The sequence below is a fragment of the Cyanobium sp. L1E-Cus genome (assembly GCF_024345755.1).
GTDB lineage: Bacteria > Cyanobacteriota > Cyanobacteriia > PCC-6307 > Cyanobiaceae > Cyanobium_A > Cyanobium_A usitatum.
In genome coordinates, this window is record NZ_JAGQBS010000011.1 from 23,083 (window position 1) to 40,610 (window position 17,528).

Consider the following 17,528-nt stretch of genomic DNA (forward strand, 5'->3'; position numbering starts at 1 on the left):
CCTACACTTGCGCCAACCAGCTTGCAGCGCATGCCGTCAGCCGCCGAACTCGCCTGGTTGATTCCGGTGCTGCCCCTGGTAGGGGCTTGTATTACCGGGCTGGGGCTGATCAGCTTCAACCGCACCGTCAATCGGCTGCGCAAACCCGTGGCCTGGTTACTGATCAGCTGCGTGGGAGCGGCTGCAGTTCTGAGCTACGCCGTTTTGGCCCAGCAACTGGCGGGTGCACCGCCCACCGAAGTGCTGTTCAACTGGGCCAGCGCCGGCACCTTCAACCTGCAAATGGGCTTCCGGGTGGACGCCCTCGGCGCCGTGATGCTGTCGTTGGTGACCACCATCGCCGTGCTGGTGATGGTTTATTCCGATGGCTACATGGCCCATGACAAGGGCTATGTGCGCTTTTTCACCTACCTAGCCCTATTCAGCAGCTCGATGCTGGGCCTGGTAATCAGCCCCAACCTGCTGGAGATTTATGTGTTCTGGGAGCTGGTGGGCATGTGCTCCTACCTGCTCGTGGGCTTTTGGTACGACCGCGATGGCGCCGCCAATGCCGCGCAAAAAGCCTTTGTGGTGAACCGAGTTGGCGACTTCGGTCTGCTGCTGGGAATCCTGGGTCTCTTCTGGGCCACCGGCAGCTTCGGCTTTGAGGAAATTGGCAGCCGGCTGCAGGAGGCCGTGGCCGGCGGCAGTGTTTCCAACGCGGCGGCGATCCTGCTGTGCCTGCTGGTGTTCATGGGACCGATGGCGAAATCGGCCCAATTCCCCCTTCACGTCTGGCTGCCGGATGCGATGGAGGGCCCGACCCCCATTTCCGCCCTGATCCACGCGGCAACCATGGTGGCCGCCGGTGTGTTCCTGGTGGCCCGGTTGCAACCCGTTTACGAACCCTTCCCGGCTGTGCAGGCCACGATCGCCGTCGTGGGAACCATCACCCTGGTGCTGGGAGCCTCGATTGCTCTCACCCAGATGGATCTCAAGAAGGGTCTGGCCTACAGCACCGTTTCCCAGTTGGGTTACATGATGCTGGCCATGGGCTGCGGCGCTCCGGTGGCCGGCATGTTCCACCTGGTGACCCACGCCTTCTTCAAGGCGATGCTGTTTTTGGGATCCGGCTCGGTGATCCACGCCATGGAAGAGGTGGTGGGCCATGAGCCCGTGCTCGCCCAGGACATGCGGTTAATGGGTGGGCTGCGCAAACACATGCCGATCACCAGCAGCACCTTCCTGATTGGCTGCGTCGCCATCGCCGGCATTCCCCCTCTGGCTGGCTTCTGGAGCAAGGACGAGATCCTCGGCGTGGCGTTTGGTTCATTCCCCGTGCTGTGGGTGGCTGGCTTCATCACCGCCGGCATGACCGCCTTTTATATGTTCCGCCTCTACTTCCTCACCTTTGAGGGGGAGTTTCGCGGCAATGATCAGGCCATGCGGGCCCAGCTGCTGGCTGAAGCAGGGAAAACCACTGATGACCAGGGCGATAGCCACGGCGACGACCATGGCCACGCCAGCCATCCCCATGAATCTGGCTGGCAGATGGCCATGCCCCTGGCTGTACTGGCCGTGCCCTCTGTGCTTGTTGGCCTGCTGGGCACCCCCTGGAACAGCCGGTTTGGCAACCTGCTCGACCCCAAGGAGGCGGCAGAGGTGGCCGAACACTTCAGTTGGGGTGAATTCCTGCCCCTAGCCGGAGCCTCAGTCGGCATCTCCATCGCTGGCATAACCGTCGCCGTGCTCGCCTACGCGCTGCACAAAATCGATCTAGGCAAAGCCGTAGCCGCTCGCTTCCCCGCCCTCAATGCCTTCCTGGCCAACAAGTGGTATCTCGATGCGATCAACGACAAGTTGTTTGTACAGGGCAGCCGCAAACTGGCCCGCCAGGTGCTGGAGGTTGATTCCAAGGTTGTTGATGGAGTCGTCAACCTCACCGGCCTGGTGACCCTGGGCAGCGGCGAGGGTCTCAAATACTTCGAAACCGGCCGGGCCCAGTTCTATGCCCTGATCGTGTTTGGCGGTGTCATCGCCCTAGTGGTTTTATTCGGCTCGCTGGGCTGAGCGGTTCGGCCGTTACGCCCGCTACGCGGGCAACACGGCCTCGGCCGCTCAGCCCAGCGAGCCTCACACCGCACGCGGACACCCTGCCGCACCAGAGCCTTCCCTGCCTCGCGACAACGCCTGCCCCTGCTTCGCTGATCCCCTGGCGTTAGCGCAAAGCGCGTGCCAGCGGATCAGCGAAGCAGGGGGCAGGACGCATAACTCTGTGTGACATCCACCATCAGCAGAGTGCCGGGCCCGACTGAATTTCTACACTCCGAGCAAACGGTGAGGCCTGGTTCGTGCCATTCCCATGGTTGAGCGCGTCGATCCTTTTCCCGATCGCAGCGGCCCTGGTAATTCCTTTCATTCCCGATGCCGGCGACGGCAAGCGGATTCGCTGGTATGCCCTTGGCATCACCCTGATCACCTTCTTGATCACCGTGGGGGCCTACCTCAACGGCTATGACCCGGCGGTCGAAGGACTGCAGCTGGTGGAGCGGGTTCAGTGGCTACCCAGCCTGGGGTTGGCCTGGTCGCTGGGGGCGGACGGCATCTCGATGCCCCTGATCCTGCTCACCAGCTTCATCACCTCCCTGGCGGCTCTGGCGGCCTGGCCGGTGACCTTCAAGCCCAAGCTTTTTTATTTCCTGCTGCTGCTCATGGATGGCGGCCAGATCGCCGTGTTCGCCGTGCAGGACATGCTGCTGTTCTTCCTGGCCTGGGAGCTGGAGCTGTTGCCGGTGTATCTGCTGCTGGCTATCTGGGGCGGCAAAAAGCGTCAGTACGCAGCCACCAAATTCATCCTCTACACAGCCGGTAGCTCCCTGTTCATTTTGGTGGTGGGCCTGGCGATGGCCTTCTACGGCGGTGGCACCCCCAGCTTTGAGTACACGGACCTGATGGCCAAGGACTTCTCAACGAAGTTCCAGCTATTCGCCTACGCAGGCCTGCTGATCGCCTTTGGGGTGAAGCTGCCGATCGTGCCCCTGCACACCTGGCTGCCCGATGCCCACGGCGAGGCCACGGCTCCGGTGCACATGCTGCTGGCAGGCATCTTGCTGAAGATGGGGGGCTACGCCTTGCTGCGCTTCAACGTGCAGCTGCTCCCAGAGGGGCATGCCCAATTTGCGCCGCTGCTGGTGGTACTGGGGGTGGTGAACATCATCTACGCCGCTCTCACCTCGTTTGCCCAGCGCAACCTCAAACGCAAGATCGCTTACAGCTCGATCAGCCACATGGGCTTCGTGCTGATCGGCATCGGCAGCTTCAGTGCCCTGGGCACCAGCGGCGCCATGTTGCAAATGATCAGCCACGGCCTGATCGGCGCCAGCCTGTTCTTCCTGGTGGGCGCCACCTACGACCGCACCCACACCCTCCAGCTCGACGACATGGGCGGGGTTGGCCAGAAGATGCGCAAGATGTTTGCCCTGTGGACTATCTGCTCCCTGGCCTCCCTTGCCCTACCAGGCATGAGCGGCTTCGTGTCCGAGCTGATGGTGTTCACGGGCTTCGTGACCAGCGAGGCCTATTCGCTCAGCTTCCGCATCGTGATGGCGGCTCTAGCGGCGGTGGGCGTGATCCTCACGCCGGTGTACCTGCTCTCGATGCTGCGGGAAATCTTCTTCGGCAAGGAAAACGCTGAGCTCGCCTCCCACACCCACCTGGTGGATGCGGAGCCCCGGGAGATCTACGTGATCAGCTGTCTGCTGGTGCCGATCGTTGGCATCGGCCTCTACCCCCGGGTGATGACCGACACCTACCGGGCTTCGATCGAGGCCCTCGTGCAGCGGGAGACCACCGCCCTGGCCAAGGTGATTCAGCCGCCGCCGGGCGATCTGATTCGCCAACCGCTGCTTTCGGCGCCAGCCCTGCCGGCCTGATCCGTCGCCCTGGGTAACAAAACTGTGCAGATAGCCCGCGGTGAGTTCACCCCTGGGTTGCCCTAATTACGCTCCTGAGATGAAACAGCTGAACTTTCTGCTGATCTTCAGCTTTGGCTTAGCCATGGTGATGTTCACCCTGGAGAACACAGCACCCACCACGGTCCACTTCCTGCCAGGGCTGAGCGGCACCCTGCCCCTAGCCGCCCTGCTGCTCCTAGTTGGCGGCATCGGCGCCACCGCTGCCTGGGTGTTTGCGGTGTGGACCGGGGTGGTGCGCAAGGTGGAAGCGGTGCAGAGCCAGGGCGAATTCGCCGCCCAACAGGTGCGCATCCAGGAGCTGGAAAACGACCTGCAGCGCTACCGAGCCACGCTGGACGCCCAGCTGGGGCTGCTGCCAGCGGCCGGGCAAAGCTCGGCTCCCACCAGTCCCGATGCCGACGAAGCCGTGACCGTGTCAGTTGGCTGACCCCAGCAGTGGTGCTTTGGCAGGGGTGCTGGTGCGAAATGGCCAACACCGGTAGCGTGCGGCCAATGACTCAGCGGAGGCCTCGGGGCACCATTGGCTGAAGGAGGCGCAAGATTGGCCATACGCCTGCTCCAGGATGCGGCAGAGCGGGGCGATATCGACCCATGGGATGTGGACGTGATCGCCGTGGTGGATGGTTTTCTCGACCAGCTGCGCCAGCGCATTGAGGTGCCCCGCCTGGTGGTAGCAAACGCTCCAAGCCGGGGCGGCAGCTACGAACAGGACCTGGCTGAAACCAGTGAGGCCTTTTTGGCGGCCTCGGTGTTGGTGAGCCTCAAAGCCGAGGTGCTGGAAGCGGCCACCTTTGCGCAGGAGGCGCCAGAGCAGGACGACATCGGCTTTGATTTCGATGCCGATGGCCAAGGCTGGCTGGTGAACCCCGCCCTGGCCCTGCCTCAGCGACCGGAAAGGCACCTCTGGCGCCGGCCCGTAGCGCCGCCACCCCTGCAACGACCGGTGACCCTGGGGGAATTGATCCGCCAGCTCGAGGACATCGCCGAGCGACTCGAAGCGGACGAGGGTCGGATTCGGCCGCGCCACCGCCCCAAGCGCTACAGCGAAAGGGCCGCGATTGAGCAGGTAGCGGCCCTGGCGCACCGCGAGAAGTTGCCGGAAACCACCGCTGCTCTCAGCCAGTTTTTACTTAGCTGGGATCCAGCCCACGACTGGGCCGGCTTCAACGAGCTGGTGCAGGACTGGGCTGCCCACGTGGAAGCCAAGGCTGCGGACGCCGAGCTGGACCGGGACCGGGTGGGGGTTTTCTGGGCTCTGTTGTTTCTCTGCCACCAGGGCAAGGTGGAACTCGACCAGCAGGGCGGGCTGTTTGGCCCTCTGCACCTGCGGCGCCTGCTCCATCCTGGCGAGACCCGCCAACTGCCCCTAGTGCCAGCCCTCGGTGCGGCGGAGCAGGCGCTGGCGGCTTAAGCGGTGGGTCTAGGCTGGCGCCCATGAAGGCGATGATCCTGGCTGCTGGCAAGGGAACACGGGTGCGGCCCATTACGCACACGATCCCCAAGCCGATGATCCCCATCCTGCAGAAACCCGTGATGGAGTTTCTGCTGGAGCTGCTGCGGGAGCACGGGTTCACCGAAATCATGGTGAACGTCTCCCACCTAGCTGAGGAGATCGAGAACTACTTCCGCGATGGTCAGCGCTTCGGTGTTGAAATCGCCTACAGCTTTGAGGGCCGCATCGAAGACGGTGAGCTGATCGGCGACGCGATGGGATCGGCAGGAGGGCTGAAGAAGATCCAAAATTTCCAGCGCTTCTTCGACGACACCTTTGTGGTGCTCTGCGGTGATGCCCTGATCGACCTTGATCTGAGTGAAGCGGTGCGTCGCCATAAGGCCAAGGGCGCCATGGCCAGCATGATCACCAAGCGAGTGCCCAAGGATCAGGTGAGCAGTTATGGCGTGGTCGTCACAGACGACGACGGCAGGGTGCGCTCCTTCCAGGAAAAGCCGGCGGTGGATGAGGCTGCCAGCGACATGATCAACACCGGCATTTATATCTTCGAGCCAGAGGTGCTCGACTTTGTGCCAAGCAACCAGCCCTTCGATATCGGCTCAGACCTATTTCCCAAACTGGTGCAGGCCGGCGCAGCTTTCTACGCCCTGCCGATGGAGTTTGAATGGGTTGATATCGGCAAGGTGCCGGATTACTGGCAGGCAATCCGCAGCGTTTTGCAGGGCCAGGTGCGTCAGGTGCAGATCCCTGGCAAGGAAGTGCGGCCAGGGGTATTTGCCGGCCTCAACGTGGCCGCTGACTGGGATCAGATCAATATCACCGGCCCCATTTATGTGGGCGGCATGACTCGCATTGAAAATGGCGCCACAATCATTGGCCCGGCGATGATTGGCCCCAATTGCCACATCTGCGAAGGGGCCACAATCGACAACTCGATCATCTTTGACTACTCCCGCATCGGGGCCGGAGTGCGTCTGGTTGAGAAGCTGGTGTTTGGCCGCTACTGCGTTGACCGCAACGGCGACCACTTCGACCTTCAGGAGGCAGCCCTCGACTGGCTGATCACCGATGTGCGCCGGCAGGATGTGTTGTCGCCATCGCCGCAGCAGAAGGCGATGGCCGAACTACTGGGCACCGATCTGGCCCTGAGCAACTCCAACTAGCCCGGCACTAGCGGCTTCAGGCCGGCCTGCTGCAGGATCGCCGGAATTCGCTCCTCAGCCTTAATGGCCATCAGATGTACCCCCTGGGCAATCTGGAGATAGGCGCCCACCTGTTCCGCGGCGATAGCTACGCCCTCAGCCGCCGGATCTGGCGCCGCAGCCAGCCGGTCGATCACGGCCTGGGGAATATTGGCGCCGGGCACAACCCGGTTGATGAAGGCGGCGTTGCGGGCCGATTTGAGTAGAAACACACCCGCCAGCACGGGCAGATCAAGCGGTGCGGCGAGGTCACCAACAAAGCGCTTGAGAGCTTCGGCATCCATCACCATCTGGGTTTGAACGAAGCGTGCACCGGCCTGCTTCTTGCGCAGCAGCCGGCTCTTGAGACCACTCCAACTAGCCGACTGGGGATCGGCAGCTGCACCGGCAAATAGGTCGGTGGGTCCATCGGGCAGCTCACCTTGCACCGGATCCTGCCCGCCATTGAACTGCTGCACCAGCTGCAACAACCGCACCGCCTCCAGCTCATTCACCGGGCGGGCCCCGGGCTGGTCGCCGGCCCGCACCGGATCGCCGGTGAGGCAGAGCAGGTTGCGCACGCCCAAGGCATGGGCACCGAGTAATTCGGCCTGCAGGGCAATGCGGTTGCGATCGCGGCAGGCCAGCTGCAGCACCGGCTCGATGCCGGCGTCAAGCAGCAGGCGGCATAGGGCCAGGCTGCTCATCCGCATCACGGCGCGGCTGCCATCGGTGACATTTACCGCATGCACCCAGCCCCGCAGGGACCCTGCGGCCGCCAAGGAGCGCGAGGGATCTCCTCCCCTAGGTGGCATCACCTCTGCGGTGAGAGCTGGCTGCCCGCTGGCAAGGGCCCGTTGAAGCAACAAACCAATCGCGCCACTTAGGACCATCATGGAACAGCGCCCTGCCTACAGTGCTGGCAAGCGCTCGACTTGGGCCCATGGATTCCAATCACGCCACGGGAGGCTCCCTCGGCCAGGTGCGCCATGAGCTGTCGGAGCGGGAAATTGAGATCATTGAATTGGTGGCCAAGGGCCTAACCAACCAGGAGATCGCCGAATCGCTGACGATCAGCAAGCGCACCGTGGACAACCACGTGAGCAACGTCTTCACCAAAACAGGCGCCAAGAACCGGGTAGCCCTGCTGAATTGGGCCATGGACCACGGCAAAATCTGCCGCGATGGCTTCAACTGCTGCTCGATTGAACCCAGCAAGTCTTAGCTAGCTGCAGGCTCGAACAGGGCCAAGCGCTCGGCTTCTGGCCAGAGAGCCAGGGGCCGGCGGGCCAGGGCCGCATTGCTTAGCTCATGGCGCCCAGTTAGCTCACGCCCGCACCAGGCGGGCGGCTGAAGGGCCAGGCCTTGCTCAAGCCCCTGCGGCTCCAGTTCCACCTCTGCTACCACCAGCGGTGCATTCGCACCCTCAAAGACGTCGAGAACCCACTCCCCACCTGGCAGATCAAGGCCATAGCGCACTTTGCAAAGGCCCTGGGGCGCCAACGCCAGCAGAGCAGCAGCATCCGCCTCTGGAATGGCGTATTCGAATTCCTGGCGCACCAAGCCCTCCGGCAGCAGGCCTGGGGCTTCAAGAAGCTGCTCGGTGCGGGCCTTGAGGGTGAGCCAGGCACCGGCTACGGCCTCTTCACCGCTGGCACGGCGCACCCGCACGGTGAAGCCATCGGCGCTCGCCACCAGGTAGCCCTGCTGCAGCTGGGCTTGCCAGCAGATATGGCGGCGCCAGTCCAGCCCCTGCACCAGAAAGCGGCGTTCAATTTCCAGGGCCATGGGGCGATTTGGGGCGGGGGCAGCAGGGGGGTTAGTTGTGGGAGGGCTCGATGGCGGTGAGGCTGCCAGCCCAATGCAACTTGTGGGTGAGGGTGCGGTAGTAGGAGGGGCTTTGCTCCAGCAGCACCTGCAGGGCCGGGTGGGGGCTGCGCTCCACTAGGGCCCGATCGCCTGGTTCCAGCACGGTGGCGTGGGCGCCATCTTTCCAAAGCTTGACCCGGCGACTGGTTTCACCCAGGGGCCACACCGAAAGCTGGGCCCTAGGCGGCACCACCACGGCCCGGCTCGAGAGGCTCATCGGGCAGATCGGATTAACCACGATCGCTTCGATGCCCGGGTGCAGGATCGGCCCACCTGCAGCCATGGAATAGCCAGTGGAGCCGGTGGGAGTGGCAATGATCAGGCCGTCGCCGCGGTATTGATCCACTACCTCACCATCGATCTCCAGCTCCAGCACACAGGTGGGGGAGACCTCATCGAGGCAGGGCCGGAAATAGAAGTCGTTGAGAGCCAGATGGGCGATCTCTGAGCCATCAACGCCGTCGCCCCGGTCGATATGGGCCTGCAACATCATGCGCCGCTCCAGGGCAAAGCGGTCTTGACGCAGCCGGTCCCAGAGGCTCTGCTCCTCGCTCTTGAGGGCGTCGGTGCTCAGGCGCAGCAGACGGCGATCGTGGGTGAGGAAGCCGAGGTGGCCGCCCACGTTGAAACTGAGGATCGGCACATCGAGGGGGGCCAGATGGCGGGCCGCACCGAGCACGGTGCCATCGCCCCCCAGCACCAGGGCTAGATCGGGCAGCTCGTCTTCCGTGGCCAGCAAGCCGGGAAAGGGATTGCGGGCCAGGCCACTGGAGGCCACCACCACATGAACCCCCTGGGCCGCCAGATCTTCTGCGCAGCGCTTGGCCTGGCGGTGGGCCGCCTGGCTGCCAGACCTAGAAATCAGCCAGACCCGCTCAAGCCGCATCGCTAAAGGACCGGCTACCAGCGCAACAGGTTGAAGCGCTCCATATCAACCGTTTCACGGTTGCGATAAAGGGAGAGCAGGATCGCCAGACCAACGGCAGCCTCAGCCGCGGCCACGGTGATAACGAAGATGGCAAACACCTGGCCGCGGATCAGCTGGCCATCAAGATAGTTGGAGAAAGCCATCAGGTTGATGTTGACGGCATTAAGCATCAGCTCAATGCTCATTAACACTCGCACCGCATTGCGGCTGTTGATCAATCCCCAGACACCGGTGCAAAACAACACCGCCGCCAGGGCCAGGTAGGCCTGCAGGGGGATGGTGGTGGGGATGGTGAACTCCATGGCGTGGCAATGATGGCGGTTGCAGTGATGGCGGTGGCAGTGAGGCTGAGAGGGCGCGGAAACGCCCGCTAGCGAGGAGAGTTTTCCAGCAACAGGGGGGTGCGCTCCTTCTCGATCAGGCCCTGATCGACTGCCTCACCTGTGATCACATCGCTGCTGAGCACATCGCGGCGGGCCAAAACGATGGCGCCGATCATAGACATCAGCAGCAGCACCGAAGCCAGCTCAAAGGGCAGGAGGTAGTCACTGAAGAGGTGCTCGCCAATGCGAATCGTGGCCTCCTCGCCCACGGGTTCTGGGCCAGGTAGGGGCCAAGGGGTAGTGAAGGCCACCCGAATCAACAGCAGAAACAAGCCACCGCAGACAGCGCCGGAGAGCAGACGCCGGAGACCAAGCCCGGGAATGGCCGCCAGGTTTTCCTTTTTATTGACGAGCATGATCGCGAACAGGATCAGCACGTTGACGGCGCCCACGTAGACGAGCACCTGGGCCGCTGCCACGAAACTGGCATTTAGCAGCAGGTAGAGACCAGCCACCGAAAGAAATACTCCGCCCAGCAGGAAGGCCGAATAAACAATGTTGGGCAGCAACACCACCCCGAGGGCTCCCAGCACCAAGGTGGCGGAGAGAGCAACGAAGCAGATCAGCTGGGCAATGGAGGAGATAGTCATGACGCGTCTCCGCTAGGCAGGGATTCGAGCACCTGCTCGGGCAATTTGCCCACCCGCGGCGCCGTATCTGGCACATCGTGAGGATCGAGTACTCCCTTGGGCAGGTAGACCAACTCCCGCAGGGGAACTACGGCCGGATCGCTGGTGACACTGGTAGGCAGGCGACCAAGGGCGATGTTGTCGAAGTTGAGGCTGTGGCGATCAAAAGCTGCCAGCTCGTATTCCTCGGTCATCGACAGGCAGTTGGTGGGGCAGTACTCCACACAGTTGCCACAGAAAATGCACACCCCAAAGTCAATCGAGTAGTTGCGCAGCTCCTTTTTCTTGGTGGCTTTGTTCATCACCCAATCCACCACCGGCAGGTTGATCGGGCAGACCCGCACACACACCTCACAGGCGATGCACTTGTCGAATTCGTAGTGGATGCGGCCCCGATAGCGCTCCGAGGGGATCAGCTTCTCGTAGGGGTACTGAACGGTGATCGGCCGGCGCCGCAGGTGATCAAAGGTCACCGCCAGACCCTGGGTCAGGTAGTTGGCCGCACCAACCGCATCGCGGGTGTAGTCACCGACTTTCTTGAGAAACCCGAACATGGAGTTGGCTCTGGGGGGAGGCGGTCGGAATGGGTCAGCCCATGATGGCTGGTCTGGAGAAAAGCTGGGTTCAGGCGCTGTCAGCCGCCAAACACAGCCGGGAAGGCCAGCTTGAGCGCTGCCGTGATCAGCAGGTTGACCAGGGCAATCGGCAACAGAAACTTCCAGCCCAGATCGAGCAGCTGGTCGATGCGCACCCTCGGCGTGGTCCAGCGCAGCAGGATCGCCAGAAACACCAGCAGATAGGCCTTGAGCACCGTCATGACGATGCCTACGGAGCCGGTGATCAGCTGCACCAAGGGTGCATCGATCGGCTGGTGCAGCCAGCTGGCCAGCCACTCAACGGGGATGGGGAACCCCCAGCCGCCTAGGTAAAGCACCGAAACCAGCAGGGCCGAGAGCACCAGGTTGATGTAGCTGCCCAGATAGAAGAGGGCGAACTTCATGCCCGAATACTCGGTCTGGTAGCCAGCCACCAGCTCCTCCTCGGCCTCGGGGAGGTCGAAGGGCAGGCGCTCACATTCGGCTAGGGCGCAGATCCAGAAGATCACGAAGCCCACCGGCTGACGCCAGATGTTCCAGCTGAGGATGCCAGCTCCGGTCTGCTGGTTGACGATGTCAACGGTGCTGAGCGAGTTGCTCATCATCACCACGGCCAGCACAGCCAGGGCCAGGGGAATCTCGTAGCTGATCGACTGGGCCGCCGCCCGCAGACCGCCCAGCAGCGAATACTTGTTGTTGGAGGCGTAGCCGCTCATCAGCAGGCCAATCGGCTGGATGCTGCTCAGGGAGATCCAAAGGAAGATACCGATGCCGACGTTGCTGATCAGCAGGTGCTGGCCGAAGGGCACCACCAACCAGCTGAGGATCACCGGAATCAGCACCAGCACTGGGCCGAGGGTGAACAGCAGGCCGTCAGCCCGGGCCGGAATGATGTCTTCCTTGAAAACGAGCTTGAGGCCATCGGCCATCGGCTGGAGCACCCCGAGGGCGCCGGCGTATTCAGGACCGATGCGCTGCTGCACCGCTGCTGAGATCTTGCGCTCCAGCCAGACGTTGACCAGCACGCCCACCACGGCCGCCACCAGCACCAGCACCATGGGCAGGGGCAGCCACAACAGGTGGGCGGCGGCAGGACTCAGGCCGAAGCCCTGCAGGGCCTGCTCAAAACTGGCCTCTAGATCCAGGCCCGGAGCCGTGGTGGTCAGCATGGCGGCAGCTTAGATGGGGTCAACTTAGCGGGCCCCCACGGGCTGCCAGTCACGGGAGGGCTGACCGGTATAGATCTGGGAGGGCCGGTAGATGCGATTAGCCCCCAGCTGCTCCTTCCAATGGGCCAGCCAGCCAGCCGTGCGGGCGATAGCAAAAATGGGCGTGAAGAGGTCTTCAGGGATGCCGAGCTTGCGGTACACCAGGCCTGAATAGAAGTCAACGTTGGGGAAAATTCCCTTAGGCCCCAGGCGCTCGGCCGCGACCTCCTCCAACTTGCGGGCTAGGTCGTACATCGGATCGTGACCGAACTGGTCGAAGAGCTGCTCCGCCAGGGTTTGGAGAATCACAGCCCGGGGGTCCTTGACCTTGTATTCCCGGTGGCCAAAACCCATGATTTTTTGCTTGCCGGCAATCGCCCGATCCAGCCAGGGCGCCACCTGATCTGGGCTGCCGATCTGGCCGAGCATCTCCAGCACATCTTCATTGGCACCACCGTGCAGGGGGCCCGCCAGGGTGCCAACCGCTGACGCCACCACGGCATAGGGGTCGGTGAGGGTGCTGGCCGTCACCCGGGCGCTGAAGGTGCTGGCGTTGAGGCTGTGCTCAGCGTGCAGGATCAGACAAGCGTCAAAGATGCGGGCCGCCAGCGGATCGGGCTCCCGCTCCGTGAGCATGTAGAGAAAATTGGCGGCGTAGGCCAGGTCGTCGCGGGGCTGGATCGGATCTTGACCCTTCCTGATCAGCTGGAAGGCCGCCACCATCGTGGGGATCTTGGCGATCAGCCGCACCACCGCAGAAACGATGTATTCGGGGTTGTCGAGGGCTCGACGGGAATAAAACAGGCCCAGGGAGGCGGCGCTGCTCTGCAGCGCATCCATCGGATGCCCCCCGGAGGGGAAGCACTTCATCATGTCCCGAATGCGGAAGCTGACCCGGCGGTGCATCTGCACCTCCTGCTCAAACTCCTGCAGCTGCTCAGCGGTGGGTAGCTCGCCCCAGATCAGCAGGTAGGCCGTCTCCAGGAAGGAGCTGCAAGATGCCAGCTGGTCTACGGGGTAGCCGCGATAGGTGAGCACCCCCCGCTGGCCATCGATGTCGCAGATCGACGATTGGGTAGCCGGCACCCCTTCCAAACCCGGCCGAAATGGGGCTGGGGTCGCCGCTCCTGTAACTACCAAGCTTCCACCGCACTCAGTAAGGCGAACTTACGGCTGCCGCTGGCCATCCCGCCGTAGCCGCAGCAACCTTGGGCCAATTAGGGCCTCCAGGCTGGCGCCGGTTGGGCCCAGGCGCAGCAGCACGATGCCGGCCTTACGCACCGAAATCGAGCCCGCCGGCAACCCCAGCAGGCTCGAGGCCAGCTCGCCCAAGTCTGGCTCATGGCCCACCAGGCCAAGGCGCCGCCAAGGGCCCGCCTGCAGCAGCGGCCGCGGATCACCACCCGGCGCCAGGCGATCCTCTAACTCCAGCGCCGGCGCTAGACCAGCCGCCACGCCAATTTCAGCGGTCTGCAGCGCCCGCCGCAGGGGGCTGCTCAGCAGGCGATCACAGTGGAGCTGCAAGCGGCACAACTCCGCCGCCACGGCCGCAGTGCGCTGACGGCCTTCAGCCGTAAGAGCCCGCTCCTGATCAGGGCGATCAGGATGGCGATCTTCGGCAATGCCGTGGCGCCAGAGCAGCAGTTCGCGCTCAACTGGTTCACTTGCAACCGGTTCACTCGCAACCAGTTCACTCTCAACCGCTACGCGCTCAGCTCTAGCCATCAACCAAATTCAAGGCGGGCCTTGAGGTGCAGGTTGGCATCAGGCTGCGCTTCCCAGCCCAGGCTCAGGCTCTGCACGGCCGGGGCTAGGGGCTGGCCGGCCAGGGCTGACAAAAGCTGCCAGGTGCTCCAGCGCTGCAGCAAGGGCTGGGCCCGGCCCGCCGCCAAAGCCCACTGCAGGGGAGCCTGGGGTAGATCGAGGCCGGCGAGCTGCTCCAGCCGCAGCCGGGGCGGCTTGCGGGAGTCACGCTGCTCCTGCAGCACCGCGAGGGTCTGACCCCACCAGGCCAGGCGGCCCTGGCTGGAGCGGGCGCCCTCCAGGCTGGCTTGCAGCTGGTTGGCATCGCCGCGGGCGAATCGGCCTCCAGCCTGGCCAGCCTCCAGCCTGGTCCAGACCCGCAGATCGGGATCCCCTTCCACCGGCAGCGGCGCGGCGATCAATCCCTCGGCCGCCAGCACCCCTGCGAGGGCCTCCGGCTGCGGTTGGTCGGCGCCAGTGCCCAGCAGCCAGCCCTGACTTGCCTCACTGCGCAGCAGCGGGCCATCGGCGGCTGCAGTCACCAGGGCCGGGAATGATCCCGGCTCGGCCTGCAGGACTGCCGCCAGCAGGGGCTGCCAGTAGGCCGGCCAAGCGGCGGGGCGCTGCACCAGGGCCAAGCTCTCTGAAGGGCCCTGCAGGGCCGCTAAAAGAGCGGCTCCCGTGGAGTCAATCTCCCCAATGCCATCCGCAGAGGGAGCCGGCACTGCGGCATCTGCAGCGAACTGCAGAAGGGCATCCAGCTCCAAGGAGCGGTTATCGGGACGCAGGCTGGCCACCAGCTCCTGCACGACCCCAGGCGCCGTGAACTCATCCGGCAACCCCAACCAGGGCCCCAGGGTTTCTGGCCGGGCTGTTAGCAGCAGCGCCCCCTGCTCAAGGCGTTGCACCGCCTGCTTAAAGCGGGGGCTGGCCGCTTGGTTGAGCTCATCGATCTGGGAGACGTCAAGGGCCTGCTCCAGCACCCCCCGACCCGACGCGATCAACACCAGGTCGTCGTCGATCAGCGCCGTAGCGATCGGCACCGGGGTGGTGCCCACCAGGGCACCACGGCCACTGATCAAACCCATGCCGCGGTAGCTGCTGATCTGCAGGTCGGTGCCCGCCAAACTGCGGGTCTGCCAGAAGCGCTGCAGAAAGCGGCGGGCGCCGTCAGCGTCGCGACTGCGCAGGGCCAGCAACCAGCCATCGGGGGCCGCCCCGGGCTCGGAAGCCAGTAGGGCAAAGCCAAGTTCGCGGCCCAGCCAGGGGGCCAGCTCGCCGGGATAGTCGAGGCCGGCGGCGGCGAAAGCACCATCCCTAAGGCCCGCGACCGCCTCAGCCGCCTGGCGCCGCTGGCGGGGGGGAGCCACCGCCCGGGCGTAGCCCACCGGCTGCTCGCCATCGCTGAGCAGATAGAGGCTCAGGGCGGCTTGGCGGGGCACAAAGCGGGCCGCCCGGGGCGACACCAGCTGCTGGTGCTGCAGCTGCAGGGGGGAGTGCTGCAGCACCAGCCACCAGCCACCCGCCGCCAGGCTCAGCAACAGCAATGTCACCGCCAGCACGACCGCCAAAAACGGGCGGGCCTTCATGCGCCCCACGCAGGATGGGTCCATCTTGACCCCAAGCCACCCCGTCTGCCCGCCATGGCACCTATCGAGACGACACCGCAGACAATCCGGGCCCGCGACCTGCAAGAGCGGCTGGAGCGGGGCGAGGCGATCCAGCTGGTGGACGTGCGCGAAGACACCGAACTGGAATTGGCCCGCCTGCCCCATGCCGTGGTGCATCTGCCCCTGGGCCGATCTAACGAGTGGATTGGCCAGCTCAACCAGCTGCTCGACCGCGACCGCCCCGTAGCCGTGCTGTGCCACGCCGGCGTGCGCAGCTGGCATCTGGGCTGCTGGCTGATGCAGGAACACGGCTTTGGTGCCGTCTGGAACGTGCAAGGGGGCATCGACGCCTGGAGTGTGGAGGTCGATCCGGCCGTACCCCGCTACTGACACCCGCAGGGCTGCGTACGATCGCCTCACTCCTGCGGCGCCCGCTTGCAGTCCGCCTCACCCAGGCCCTTGCCCGCCCGGCAGCAGGAAGTACTGCAGCTCGCCGTGCGCCACTACGTCGACACGATGGAGCCGGTGGGCAGCCAGACCCTGGTGCGCCGTTTTGGCCTGCAGGCCAGCCCGGCGACGGTGCGCTCAGCCATGGGGGCGCTGGAGCAGCGTGGCCTGCTCACCCAGCCCCACCCCTCCGCTGGCCGAATCCCCAGCCAGCAGGGCTATCGCACCTACGTTGATCAGCTGCTGCCCGCACCAGGCGCGGCCGCCCTGCAGCTGGAGCGCGAACTCACCGGACTCAGCCTGCAGTGGGCAGCCCTCGACGATCTGCTCCTGCATCTGAGCCGGCGCCTGGCAGATCTCACGGGCCTGCTCAGCCTGATCACCAGGCCCCAACGCCAGCAGTCCCAGCTGCAGGCCCTCCGACTGGTGGCCAGTGGTGAACGCCTGCTGGTGTTCCTGGTGGAGGGGGGCTCCACAGCCAGCAGCCTCAACTTGCGGCTGCCCTGCCTTGCAGTAGCGGAACTGGCATCCCTGGAGCGCTGGGTCACGGCCCAGCTGGATGGCGGCAGCATCGACTGGGCCGCCCTGCCCTCCCACCTGACCAGCAGCGGCGCCGTGCTGCGCCAAGCGCTGGCTAGCCATGGGCAGTCGCGGCAGCTGGAGGGCGAGGGCGCTGTAGCCATGGGCCTCGCTGGCCTGCTTGCCCAGCCGGAATTCAGCCAAACCCTCAGCCTGCGCCCCTTAGTGGAGCTGGTGGAGGACGCACCCCAACAGCTCCTACCCCAGCCGGGAATTTGGATCGGCGCCGAGCATCCCCACCGGGCCCTGCACCAGTGCGCCGTGGTGCAGGCCAACTACCGCAGCGGCGACGGCGGCGTGGGCCAGGTGGCCCTGGTGGGGCCGATGCGCATGGCCTACGCCACGGCCAGAGCTGCTGTGGGTTCGGTAGCCCAGGCACTGGAGAGGCTTTTGCGCTAGATCGGGCTGTGGCGATCAATCGCAGCGCCAAATATTTCCACAGCCAAAGCCGGTAAACTGATTTCAAACATCAGCTCAACCAGTTAATGGACCTCCAATCAGCAGGAGTGATCCTGAGAATTCTCAATCTGGTTGCCCTTGCTGATGGAGGAGCATCTCTTGAAGAGGAAAACCTCTTGGACTCCTTGAGCAAACAATATAAACTTCAGGCCAAAATCATTAATTGGGAAGATCAATTATCTGATCCCTCCTGCATCGAGGAGCTGGCCGCTTTGATAAATCCAGAGCAACGGGAACTGGCCATTAAAACCGCCGTGATGGTGGCTTCCGCATCAAGACAGCAGCAGGATGATGAATTCATCTGCGAGCAAGAGCGCGAGATCCTTTCTCGTCTTGCCACCGGCCTCGAGCTGAGCCCCAATCAGCTGCAAACAATCGAGAACGCGGCGGCCGAGGAGATCAAGGAGCACCCCAACCTGTGGCAGGTGCTGTTTTCGCTATTCGGCAATCGTTTCGACTTCCCAGTGCTGGGCTGATCCCAACCTGCTGG

General features: G+C 64.0%; 19 protein-coding genes. 9 read left to right on the plus strand and 10 right to left on the minus strand.

What is annotated here, in order from left to right:
• Positions 1 to 30: 30 nt before the first annotated feature.
• The 5 genes from KBZ22_RS10820 (at position 31) to KBZ22_RS10840 (ending at position 6,569) form a co-directional block, all read left to right on the plus strand.
• Positions 31 to 2,049, plus strand: coding sequence for an NAD(P)H-quinone oxidoreductase subunit 5 (locus KBZ22_RS10820; protein WP_255021971.1), 2,019 nt, complete (start codon positions 31 to 33; stop codon positions 2,047 to 2,049).
• A 281-nt stretch (positions 2,050 to 2,330) separates the two neighbouring features.
• Entirely contained in the window at positions 2,331 to 3,911 is a 1,581-nt protein-coding gene (locus tag KBZ22_RS10825; RefSeq protein ID WP_254999022.1) for an NAD(P)H-quinone oxidoreductase subunit 4, read from the plus strand.
• A 79-nt stretch (positions 3,912 to 3,990) separates the two neighbouring features.
• Positions 3,991 to 4,380 carry a lipopolysaccharide assembly protein LapA domain-containing protein gene (locus KBZ22_RS10830; RefSeq protein WP_255018860.1) on the plus strand — a complete coding sequence of 130 codons (390 nt, stop codon included), beginning with the start codon at positions 3,991 to 3,993 and terminating at the stop codon, positions 4,378 to 4,380.
• Positions 4,381 to 4,473: 93 nt separating this feature from the next.
• Positions 4,474 to 5,364 (plus strand): segregation/condensation protein A, encoded by an 891-nt coding sequence (locus KBZ22_RS10835; protein WP_254941394.1) that lies wholly within the window; start codon positions 4,474 to 4,476, stop codon positions 5,362 to 5,364.
• 23 nt (positions 5,365 to 5,387) lie between these two features.
• Entirely contained in the window at positions 5,388 to 6,569 is a 1,182-nt protein-coding gene (locus tag KBZ22_RS10840; RefSeq protein WP_255021972.1) for an NDP-sugar synthase, read from the plus strand.
• Here KBZ22_RS10840 and KBZ22_RS10845 read toward each other — a convergent pair.
• Positions 6,566 to 7,480 carry a methylenetetrahydrofolate reductase gene (locus tag KBZ22_RS10845; protein WP_396112008.1) on the minus strand — a complete coding sequence of 305 codons (915 nt, stop codon included), beginning with the start codon at positions 7,478 to 7,480 and terminating at the stop codon, positions 6,566 to 6,568. The two genes, KBZ22_RS10840 and KBZ22_RS10845, sit on opposite strands and share 4 nt — an antisense overlap.
• A gap of 50 nt (positions 7,481 to 7,530) precedes the next feature.
• On the opposite strand from KBZ22_RS10845, the gene KBZ22_RS10850 reads away from it, so the two are divergent.
• Positions 7,531 to 7,812 carry a response regulator transcription factor gene (locus KBZ22_RS10850; RefSeq protein WP_255021974.1) on the plus strand — a complete coding sequence of 94 codons (282 nt, stop codon included), beginning with the start codon at positions 7,531 to 7,533 and terminating at the stop codon, positions 7,810 to 7,812.
• Here KBZ22_RS10850 and KBZ22_RS10855 read toward each other — a convergent pair.
• The 9 genes from KBZ22_RS10855 to KBZ22_RS10895 form a co-directional block, all read right to left on the minus strand.
• Complete coding sequence (locus KBZ22_RS10855; protein ID WP_255021975.1) at positions 7,809 to 8,375, minus strand: adenylate cyclase; 567 nt, start codon at positions 8,373 to 8,375, stop codon at positions 7,809 to 7,811. The genes KBZ22_RS10850 and KBZ22_RS10855 overlap by 4 nt on opposite strands.
• 31 nt (positions 8,376 to 8,406) lie before the next feature.
• Entirely contained in the window at positions 8,407 to 9,342 is a 936-nt protein-coding gene (locus KBZ22_RS10860; RefSeq protein ID WP_255021976.1) for an NAD(+) kinase, read from the minus strand.
• A 14-nt stretch (positions 9,343 to 9,356) separates the two neighbouring features.
• Positions 9,357 to 9,686, minus strand: coding sequence for an NADH-quinone oxidoreductase subunit NuoK (nuoK, locus tag KBZ22_RS10865; protein WP_106632668.1), 330 nt, complete (start codon positions 9,684 to 9,686; stop codon positions 9,357 to 9,359).
• Between the two features lie 68 nt (positions 9,687 to 9,754).
• Entirely contained in the window at positions 9,755 to 10,357 is a 603-nt protein-coding gene (locus tag KBZ22_RS10870) for an NADH-quinone oxidoreductase subunit J (RefSeq protein WP_255021977.1), read from the minus strand.
• Positions 10,354 to 10,950: an NAD(P)H-quinone oxidoreductase subunit I gene (gene ndhI, locus KBZ22_RS10875; RefSeq protein WP_106632670.1), complete on the minus strand. Its 597-nt coding sequence runs from the start codon at positions 10,948 to 10,950 to the stop codon at positions 10,354 to 10,356. Before ndhI ends, KBZ22_RS10870 begins: the two co-directional genes overlap by 4 nt.
• Positions 10,951 to 11,030: 80 nt before the next feature.
• Positions 11,031 to 12,161: an NADH-quinone oxidoreductase subunit NuoH gene (gene nuoH / locus KBZ22_RS10880; RefSeq protein ID WP_106632671.1), complete on the minus strand. Its 1,131-nt coding sequence runs from the start codon at positions 12,159 to 12,161 to the stop codon at positions 11,031 to 11,033.
• A 24-nt stretch (positions 12,162 to 12,185) separates the two neighbouring features.
• Positions 12,186 to 13,340 carry a citrate synthase gene (locus KBZ22_RS10885; protein ID WP_255021978.1) on the minus strand — a complete coding sequence of 385 codons (1,155 nt, stop codon included), beginning with the start codon at positions 13,338 to 13,340 and terminating at the stop codon, positions 12,186 to 12,188.
• A gap of 27 nt (positions 13,341 to 13,367) precedes the next feature.
• Positions 13,368 to 13,925, minus strand: a complete 558-nt coding sequence (locus KBZ22_RS10890; protein ID WP_255021979.1) for a histidine phosphatase family protein — start codon at positions 13,923 to 13,925, stop codon at positions 13,368 to 13,370.
• Positions 13,925 to 15,556 carry a DUF3352 domain-containing protein gene (locus tag KBZ22_RS10895; RefSeq protein ID WP_255021980.1) on the minus strand — a complete coding sequence of 544 codons (1,632 nt, stop codon included), beginning with the start codon at positions 15,554 to 15,556 and terminating at the stop codon, positions 13,925 to 13,927. The genes KBZ22_RS10890 and KBZ22_RS10895 overlap by 1 nt, the downstream gene beginning before the upstream one ends.
• 30 nt (positions 15,557 to 15,586) lie before the next feature.
• Between KBZ22_RS10895 and KBZ22_RS10900 the strand changes: the two genes are divergently transcribed.
• The 3 genes from KBZ22_RS10900 to KBZ22_RS10910 all read left to right on the plus strand — a co-directional run bounded on the left by KBZ22_RS10900 (position 15,587) and on the right by KBZ22_RS10910 (position 17,514).
• Entirely contained in the window at positions 15,587 to 15,943 is a 357-nt protein-coding gene (locus KBZ22_RS10900) for a rhodanese-like domain-containing protein (protein WP_106632675.1), read from the plus strand.
• A 126-nt stretch (positions 15,944 to 16,069) separates the two neighbouring features.
• The gene (locus KBZ22_RS10905; protein ID WP_255022019.1) at positions 16,070 to 16,978 is read left to right on the plus strand and encodes a heat-inducible transcriptional repressor HrcA; all 909 of its coding nucleotides are present in this window, start codon (positions 16,070 to 16,072) and stop codon (positions 16,976 to 16,978) included.
• A gap of 86 nt (positions 16,979 to 17,064) precedes the next feature.
• The gene (locus tag KBZ22_RS10910; RefSeq protein ID WP_255021981.1) at positions 17,065 to 17,514 is read left to right on the plus strand and encodes a hypothetical protein; all 450 of its coding nucleotides are present in this window, start codon (positions 17,065 to 17,067) and stop codon (positions 17,512 to 17,514) included.
• The last annotated feature ends 14 nt before the right edge of the window (positions 17,515 to 17,528 follow it).